Source organism: Streptomyces sp. SP18BB07 (assembly GCF_036322545.1).
GTDB classification, from domain to species: domain Bacteria; phylum Actinomycetota; class Actinomycetes; order Streptomycetales; family Streptomycetaceae; genus Streptomyces; species Streptomyces deccanensis.
Window position 1 is genome coordinate 25,559 of sequence record NZ_JAQYWT010000251.1, and the last position, 6,212, is coordinate 31,770.

The 6,212-nt window shown below is 69.8% G+C and carries 5 protein-coding genes and 1 pseudogene; all 6 read right to left on the reverse strand.

All coding sequences use genetic code 11. The features are described from left to right. Positions 1-212 precede the first annotated feature (212 nt). Positions 213-305: pseudogene (locus tag PUR53_RS48105) on the reverse strand (UBP-type zinc finger domain-containing protein); the annotation flags it as partial. Beyond that, complete coding sequence (locus tag PUR53_RS10090) at positions 302-1,768, reverse strand: ATP-binding protein (protein ID WP_443078033.1); 1,467 nt, start codon at positions 1,766-1,768, stop codon at positions 302-304. The gene PUR53_RS10090 and the pseudogene PUR53_RS48105, both read right to left, overlap by 4 nt. Positions 1,769-1,779: 11 nt before the next feature. Further along, positions 1,780-3,456 carry an FAD-dependent oxidoreductase gene (locus PUR53_RS10095; RefSeq protein ID WP_329908054.1) on the reverse strand — a complete coding sequence of 559 codons (1,677 nt, stop codon included), beginning with the start codon at positions 3,454-3,456 and terminating at the stop codon, positions 1,780-1,782. A gap of 29 nt (positions 3,457-3,485) precedes the next feature. Continuing rightward, positions 3,486-4,328 carry an alpha/beta fold hydrolase gene (locus PUR53_RS10100; RefSeq protein WP_329894984.1) on the reverse strand — a complete coding sequence of 281 codons (843 nt, stop codon included), beginning with the start codon at positions 4,326-4,328 and terminating at the stop codon, positions 3,486-3,488. A gap of 33 nt (positions 4,329-4,361) precedes the next feature. Next, complete coding sequence (locus PUR53_RS10105; protein ID WP_329894985.1) at positions 4,362-5,177, reverse strand: oxidoreductase; 816 nt, start codon at positions 5,175-5,177, stop codon at positions 4,362-4,364. After that, positions 5,147-5,938, reverse strand: a complete 792-nt coding sequence (locus PUR53_RS48110; RefSeq protein WP_443080278.1) for a hypothetical protein — start codon at positions 5,936-5,938, stop codon at positions 5,147-5,149. The genes PUR53_RS10105 and PUR53_RS48110 overlap by 31 nt, the downstream gene beginning before the upstream one ends. Positions 5,939-6,212: the final 274 nt, after the last annotated feature.

Here is a 6,212-nt window from a genome sequence, read left to right on the forward strand (position 1 = left end):
GAAATGGTTGAGCGTTCGGTGAGGCTGCCGAGCGGACCCGACCGCGGTCAGGGCCAGTCGGGGTGTGACACCGGTAGGAGTCCGTGATCGATCGGTCGGAGTTTCTGTAGCTGCCACGTGCCTCCAGCTTGGGCTGCGCCGCAGCGACATGGTCGGCTCTCAACGAACTGGCCGAGAGTCACCCCGTGGTGCGGGTGCCGGGTCCCGGCGACCAGCGGGAACCACCAGCCGCCGTCGGCGTCGCACTCGACGCAGCCGGCCCCGCTGGGCGGGACACCGGGATCGATTCCGGTGTCCTTGGTCATGAGGGCTCCTGGGCCGGGTCGGGGACGGTATCGGGCGTATCGGGGTCGGTGGCGGTGAGGGGGAGCAGCACCTGGAAGCGGGTGTCGCCGGGTACGGACTCGACCTTCAGGTCACCGTGGTGCTTGTTGACGACGATCCGCCAGGAGATGTCGAGCCCCAGCCCCGTGCCCTCGCCCACCGGCTTGGTGGTGAAGAACGGGTCGAAGATCCGGCCGCGGATCTCGGCCGGCACTCCCGGGCCCGTGTCGCGGAACTCCACCAGCAGCCGGTCGTGCACCAGAGCGGTGCGTACGGTCAACGTCCCTTCGCCGCCCGCGCCCTTGATGGCGGAGACGGCGTTGTCGATCAGGTTGGTCCACACCTGGTTCAGTTCAGCCGGGTAGGCCGGAATCCTCGGCACCGAACGGTCGTACTCCTTCACGACCTTGACCTGCGGACCGATCTTGCCCGACAGCATCAACAGCGTGCTGTCGAGGAGTTCGTGCACATCGGCGACCTGGTAGGGCGCGCGGTCCAGCTGCGAGTACTGCTTGGCGGCGTCGACGAGGTGCGAGATACGGGTGGCGGAGTCCTCGATCTCGGACATCAACAGTTCGGTCTCTACCGTGTAGTTGAGGCACTCGATGGCACTCGGCAGGATCTCCTCGTCGTCGATGGCTGCCGCGATCTGCTCCAGCCAGTCGACGTCGAGACCGCCCTGCACGAAGGTCGGCGCGATCTGCCAGCCGTTCTGGACGCCGTGGTCGTCGAGCCAGTCGGAGAGTTCGTCCTCCCGGTCGGACGCTTCGAGCGGGCTCAGTGCCGGCGCCTTGGAGACCCGCTCGGCCGTACGCTCCTGGAGGTCGACCAGGGCCTTCAGGGCGTCGCTGTGGTAGGGGTCCGAGGCGATGACGCCGAGCTTGTCGCGCATGTGCGCGACCCGGTCCCTGAGCGAGGAGGTGGCCCGTACGGCCGCCGCGGCCGGGTTGTTGAGCTCATGGGTGAGACCCGCGGACAACGAGCCCAGCGCCAGCAGCCGTTCGCGCTGCCCGACGGCCCGCTGAAAGGTCTGCGAACCGAGGAAGAGCCCCTCCAGGAGATGGACCGCCATCGGAAACCACTCGTGCATGAAGTTCGCGAACGATTCGGCGGGCAGGACGAAGAACCGCGTCGGCTCCGACACCCGCAACGAGTTGGGGTACCGCTGCGGTTTCCCGTCCCCGACGTACGCCCGCACGGCCCCCGCGTACACCCCTGGCTGGGACGTGCGGCTCACCTCGATGTCGTCGCCGCCCACCCGGCGCGACATGACGACCGTGCCCTCGATCATCACGTAGAAGCAGGTCGCCGGGTCACCTTCGGTGAACACCGGCCCGGGGTCGAACAGTTCGACCCGTCCCTCGCTGCACAGCCTTTCGATCTGCTCGGAGTTCAGCTTCTCGAAGAGGAACAGCGAGCTGATCTCCGCCGCGCTGCACGGCATCAGCCGCCCGCTCACGACTGCTCCAGATACCGGTGGACGAGCATCACGGCCATGGCTCCCTCTCCGACGGCGGACGCGACCCGCTTCGCGGACTCCGCGCGCGCGTCCCCGGCGACGAACACGCCGGGGATGTTGGTCTCCAGGTGGTACGGCGGCCGGTCCAGCTCCCAGTTGGCCGGTGGCCGCCCGTCGGCGGTCAGATCGGGCCCGGCGAGGATGAACCCGCGCTCGTCCCGCAGCACCGTGCCGTCCAGCCAGTCGGTCAGCGGTGCCGCGCCGATGAACACGAACAGCCACTGCGCGTCGACCCGTTCGGTCGCCCCGCACGTCGTGTCGCGCAACGTCAGCTGTTCCAGTTGGTTTTCGCCGTGTGCGGCCTCGACGACCGTGTGGGCCCGCACCGAGATGTTCGGCGACTCGGCGATCTGCTGGATCAGATAGTGCGACATCGACGCGGTGAGGTCCGCTCCGCGCACCAGCAGGGTGACCGACTTGGCGCCCCTGGACAGGTACATCGCCGCCTGCCCGGCCGAGTTGGCGCCGCCGACGATGTACACGTCGTGGCCATGGCAGGCGGCGGCCTCGGTGAGCGCGGACCCGTAGAACACCCCGCGGCCCGACAGCTCGTCGGCACCCGGCGCCTGAAGCTGCCGGTACGACACCCCGGTCGCCAGGATCACGCTGTGCGCCGCGATCTGCGACCCGTCCGCGAACCGTAGGAGCCGGGCCGCCCCGCTGCTCTCCAGACCGGTCACCTCACGCGCGGTGAGGATCTCGGCGCCGAACTTCGTGGCTTGCCGTCGCGCCCGGTCGGTGAGCTGGCCGCCGGACACCCCGTCGGGGAAGCCCAGGTAGTTCTCGATCCGCGAACTCTGCCCGGCCTGCCCGCCGGTCGCCGACCGCTCCACCAGCACCGTACGCAGGCCCTCCGAGGCCCCGTACACGGCCGCGCCCAGCCCGGCCGGCCCGCCGCCGATGACGACCAGGTCGTAGAAGTCGGCCGTGGGTGTCGTCGCCAGTCCCACCTGCGCGGCCAGTTCGGGGGCCTCCGGCTCGACCAGCGGGGTGCCGTCGGGAGTGATCACCAGGGGCAGCCGCTGCCCGTCCTGTCCGGCCGCCGCGAGCAGCCGCTGCCCCTCGGGCTCGTCGGCCGAGTACCAGCGGTAGGGCACCTGGTTGCGGGCCAGGAACTCCCGGATGTCCGATGAGCGGGCCGACCAGCGGTGTCCGACCACCTTGGTGGCGGGCACCGGCCGGTAGTCGCTGCACCGCCACGCCTCAAGGAGGTCGTCCAGGACCGGGTAGAGCTTCTCCTCGGGCGGGTCCCACGGCTTGAGGAGGTAGTGGTCGAGGTCGACGACGTTGATCGCGTCGATCGCCGCGTTCGTGTCCGCGTACGCGGTCAGCAGCACACGCCGGGCGCCCGGATAGATGTCCAGGGCCTGTTCGAGGAACTCGATGCCGTTCATCTGGGGCATCCGGTAGTCGGCCAGGATCACCGCGACCAGGTCACCGCGCAGCTTCAGCTCGCGCAGCGCCTCCAGCGCGGACTCGCCGGACTCCGCGCGCACGATCCGGTAGGACTGGCCGTAGCGCCGTCGTAGGTCCCGGGCGACGGCCCGGGACACCCCGGGATCGTCGTCCACGGTCATGATGACGGTCCGCGCAGCGTCCGCGGTCTGTGCCATACGTCTCCCACCTCGAGTGGTGTGATCTGCTACTGGGTCCATGCCGCGATCCGTTCCGCGATCGCCTCGGGGGCCTCGATGTGCAGGAAGTGACCGACGTCGGGGACGACCTCCATCGCGTGCGGGGCGGCGAACCGATGTCGGTCGTCGACCTTCGGGGGGAGGAAGCAGCCGTCGTCGGCTCCGTAAAGCTGCAGCAGGGGCACCGCGATCGGTTGAGACAGGCGGCGCGTCGCCCCAATCATGCCGGGTCGCAGCATCGCCCGGTAGTACTTCAGAGGCGCGGGCATGCTCGCCCGCAGGTGCTCGTGCAGCTCCGCCTGCAGCGCTGGATCGAGCGAGAAGCCGGGCGACCACTGACGCCAGAGGCGGTCGATGAAGGCGAGATCGCGGGCGCCGGCCATCCAGCCGCTTCCCGGCAGTTGAAAGAGCCCCATGTACCAGATCCGGCGTAGCTGAGCGAGGCGCGGCCGGCTCAGGAACGTGATGGGGTGGGGGACTGCGAGCGTGACCGCGCGTTCGATCCGCTCCGGCGCGGTGACGACGGCATCGTAGGTGATCAGGGCGCCCCAGTCGTGGCCGACCAACTCCACGGCTCGCCCCGGAGACCAGCGGTCGATCAGCGCGAGCACGTCGCCGGTGAGGGATGCGAAGTCGAACGGCCCCGCGGTCGGGGACGGCGCGTAACCGCGAAGCCAGGGTGCGACGACGTGACGTCCGCGGCGGGCGAGCTCGGCGAGGAAGGGCTTCGCGGTCGGCGGATGATCCGGGAAGCCGTGCAGGACGACCGTCGGTCGACCATCGGGGTCACCACCCTGCAGCGCGTGAAAGGTGCCGTGTGGCAGGTCGAAGGTGACGTGTTCGAACTCCATGTGCGTCTCCTCGGGCGCCGGGTGTACGCGGGGTCAGCCGGCCAGTCGGTTGAGCTTGCGGATTTGTCTGTCGAAGGCGCGCGAGGGCACGATCCGGCGCAGGAGGCTGACGCGTTGGGCCATCGGGCCGGCGGTGTACCGGAGCTTGGGCTTGGAATCGGTGGCGGCCGCGACGATCACCTTCGCGACAACGTCCGGGGCGTCGGCGTTGCGCACGGCCGTGGCCAGCACATCTCGGGAGACCTCCCGCTGTGCGGCATAGATCGGCAGGGGCGAGTCGGGTGCCATGCTGCTCGCCTCGAAACTCGTGCTTGTGTAGGCCGGCTCGACCAGCAGCACCCGGACGCCGTGCTCGCGAAGCTCGTGGTCGACGGACTCGGAGTAGCCCTCGACCGCATGCTTGGTGGCGGCGTAGACGGCCATGAAGGGCGCTGGGATCAGACCCAGTACCGAGGAGACGTTGACCACGCGGCCACTGCCCTGGGCGCGCATGTGGGGCACCACGGCGTTGGTCATCCGCATCACGCCGAAGGCGTTGATGTCGAAGACCTCCTTGGCCTGGTGGATCGAGCTCTCCTCGCCGGCGCCGACCGCGCCGACGCCTGCGTTGTTGACCAGGACGTCGATCCGGCCGAACCGATCGATCACCTCCCCGACCAGGGAGCGGACCGACTCGTCTCTTGACACGTCGAGATCGAGGAACGTCACCCCGGCGAGCGGCTCGGCGTTCGCCGCGTTGCGGCTGGTGCCGACCACCGCGAAGCCGGCACCCACGAGGGCGAGCGCTGCCGCCCGCCCGATCCCGGAGGAGGCGCCCGTCACGAGGGCCACGGGGGAAGCTGTCTGCATGGTGGTTCCTTCGGTTGTGGGCATGACTTCGTCGTGCCCTGTGCGGGGTCGCCTGTGCTCAGGCCGACACGGTCCCCACCGGTCCTGCAAGCCCGGACCAAGCCGGTACGGCGAGTCCAGGATGGTTGTGTACTGAACGGTCGGAAATCTAGGCAGTTCTGTACTGGGTTGTCAAGTATGCTGGGGCAGCTTTCTCTGTGGTCGCGACGGCGGTGGCCGAGCGTGTGCGGGCGGCGCAGCAGGGGAACGCGCAGCACTCCGTCGGCGTCGGCCGCGATCACGTCACCGCGTTGGACGGTGGTGCAGGCGACCACGGCGGGCGCGGTCACCGGGCCGGGGCCGGCCTTCACCGTGCCCTGCGCCGAGACCCCTCGCGAACAGGCAGGTAAGCCCATTGCCGTCAGTTCGGACGGGTCATGTGGTCTTGCGAGGTCATGCAGCCCATCGTCTTGGTCTCGACGCCGAACACGGGGTGTGATGTCCAGCAGCAGGTCGGGGGGCCTCGCGGACCTGTGGCTGGCGCTGGCGCTGGCGCGGGATGGCGGCGATCGGGCCGGTCGCCGACTCGTCGACGCCCAGCGGGAGTCCGTACCGCTGCCCGCGTCCGCGGGGACGGCACCCGGCTCTACGAGGGCATCGAGGCGGAGCACTGGCACGAATTGCCGCAAAGGCGGTCCCAGTTGGCGCAGCGGCGGCCGGTGCCCCCGTCTGCTGCGGCGAGGCGTTCGGCGACTGACCGTGCAGTTCAAGTCCGGCGACACCGCGCATGCGGTGGAGTAACTCGACTGGAGGCGGGCGCAGTTCTTCGCCAACCGCCCAGACGCCGCCCGGCGGCGCGTGAACCTGCGGGCCGTGTCTGCGCGGCGTCGAAGGGGCCGGCCGCATCGGATGCCGGTGCGACGAGGCCGGCCGTGTCCTTGTCAGTGGTGGCGTGGGCGGGGCAGCAGGGCGAAAGCGCTCTCCGCGATCGCGGTGAGGCGGTCGGGGCTGTGGCCGTACGCGCCGACGACATCGCTCCCGCGGATGATGGTCAGC

What these genes read in the sequence shown, in the direction of transcription:
- PUR53_RS10090 (WP_443078033.1), bottom strand. Translation starts at nt 1,768, where the DNA reads ATGCCGTGCAGCGCGGCGGAGATCAGCTCGCTGTTCCTCTTCGAGAAG.
- PUR53_RS10095 (WP_329908054.1), bottom strand. Translation starts at nt 3,456, where the DNA reads ATGGCACAGACCGCGGACGCTGCGCGGACCGTCATCATGACCGTGGAC.
- PUR53_RS10100 (WP_329894984.1), bottom strand. Translation starts at nt 4,328, where the DNA reads ATGGAGTTCGAACACGTCACCTTCGACCTGCCACACGGCACCTTTCAC.
- PUR53_RS10105 (WP_329894985.1), bottom strand. Translation starts at nt 5,177, where the DNA reads ATGCAGACAGCTTCCCCCGTGGCCCTCGTGACGGGCGCCTCCTCCGGG.